A 1,447-nucleotide genomic window follows, 5' to 3' on the forward strand; every position below is an offset into this window, starting at 1 on the left:
CCGCAGTCCCCGGCCCCCACGGACTCGTACTCCCCCACGGCGGCCCCCTCCACCTCCCCCTCCCACGTCTGCCTCCTGGTCCTCTGCCTGAGCTGACCACGTGGCGAGGTCGGACACCGCCGGGGCTGAAGCCGGAGCCGTCGGTCAAGAGGGAACGGGCTCGGCCAGGCATCAGCCGCTTCCGGCGGAGCAACCTCCGCCGAGCATCGACCCAGCCCTCCCAGGACGTACCGAGGGAAACCCCGCACGCCAGAGCCGGTCACTCCCCAGCCGGGCCAGGCCCGACACCCCTCACTTGTTCCACGTCTCGTCATAAGGGTCGGCCGGAGCAGCCACCGGCCGCGCGGACGTCACCCGGAGATACGGGATCACCCCGTTGTTCACCGGGTCCCGCGTCACGCGCGAGGCGTACACCCCCGTCACCTCCATCCACGCGTCCGGCCGCAGGACCGGGGGGAGTTGGCCGGTGAGGCCGATCTTGACCGGCTGGGCGTCGGCGGCGCAGCAGTTGAGGGCCATGCGGACGAGGTAGGGGGAGCCGTGGGCGTCCAGGGCGAGGAAGCCGGTGACGCGGACGGTGCGGCCGCGCAGGGAGTGGGTGTAGGCGGCGCGGGAGGCGTAGTCGACGACGCTCAGCCGGACGGGGTCCGAGGAGGGCAACGGATCCAGGCCGTATGGGGGTTGGAGTGCCGTGCCCGTGCGGACCGCGCTGTAGGAGCCGAGGGCGGGCGGGGCGATGAGGATGAGGGCGAGGACGGGCAGCACCAGGAGCCAGGCCACGCCGGGCTCGGGATGACCCCCAGGGCTTCCAGCCCGCTTCCGCTCGTACCAGACCGTCGCCAGCGCGGCCGCGATCAGGACCACTCCCGCCGCCAGCACCAGTGGCCGCAGGCCCGACTTGACGTAGCGCAGATACAGATCTGTCGTCCCCGCGTGCAGCAGCGCCCCGCCGAGGAGGAACATGACGGCGGCCTGCGCCTGGCGGTTCACAGCAGCACCGCCCCGGTGACCAGCGCGCCCGTGATGGCCAGCGCGAACGTGGCCGGGGCGAAGCGCAGCGCGAAGCCGCGGCCGAAGGTGCCGGCCTGCATGGCGAACAGCTTGAGGTCGATCATCGGGCCCACCACCAGGAACACCAGCTTGGCCGTCGGGGAGAAGTCGGTCAGCGAGGCGGCGACGAACGCGTCCGCCTCCGAGCAGATGGACAGCACCACGGCGAGCACGGCGAGGGCGAGCACCGCGAGGAACGGGTTGCCCGCGGCCGTGCGCAGCCACTCGGCCGGGGCGACCGCCTTCAGGGTGGCCGCGGCCATCGCGCCGACCACCAGGAAACCGCCCGCGTGCATGGTGTCGTGGCGTACGGAGTTCCAGAAGGTCTCCGCCCTCGTCCCGCCCTCGTGCGCGCCGTGCGCGGGCGGGCGCAGCCAGTCGGCGCGGCCGAGCCGCT

Annotated in this window: 2 protein-coding genes; both read right to left on the reverse strand. The window is 73.1% G+C overall.

Translation table 11 applies throughout. The annotated features are described in order from the left end of the window. Window positions 1-291: 291 nt before the first annotated feature. A complete protein-coding gene (locus GT030_RS03025; protein WP_161199699.1) occupies window positions 292-990 on the reverse strand; it encodes a TIGR03943 family protein in 699 nt (232 codons plus the stop codon). After that, window positions 987-1,447, reverse strand: a 461-nt coding sequence (locus tag GT030_RS03030; RefSeq protein WP_202459620.1) for a permease, incomplete at its 5' end; no start/stop codon positions are given. The genes GT030_RS03025 and GT030_RS03030, both read right to left, overlap by 4 nt.

This window comes from Streptomyces sp. SID1328 (genome assembly GCF_009865595.1).
GTDB classification, from domain to species: domain Bacteria; phylum Actinomycetota; class Actinomycetes; order Streptomycetales; family Streptomycetaceae; genus Streptomyces; species Streptomyces griseoluteus.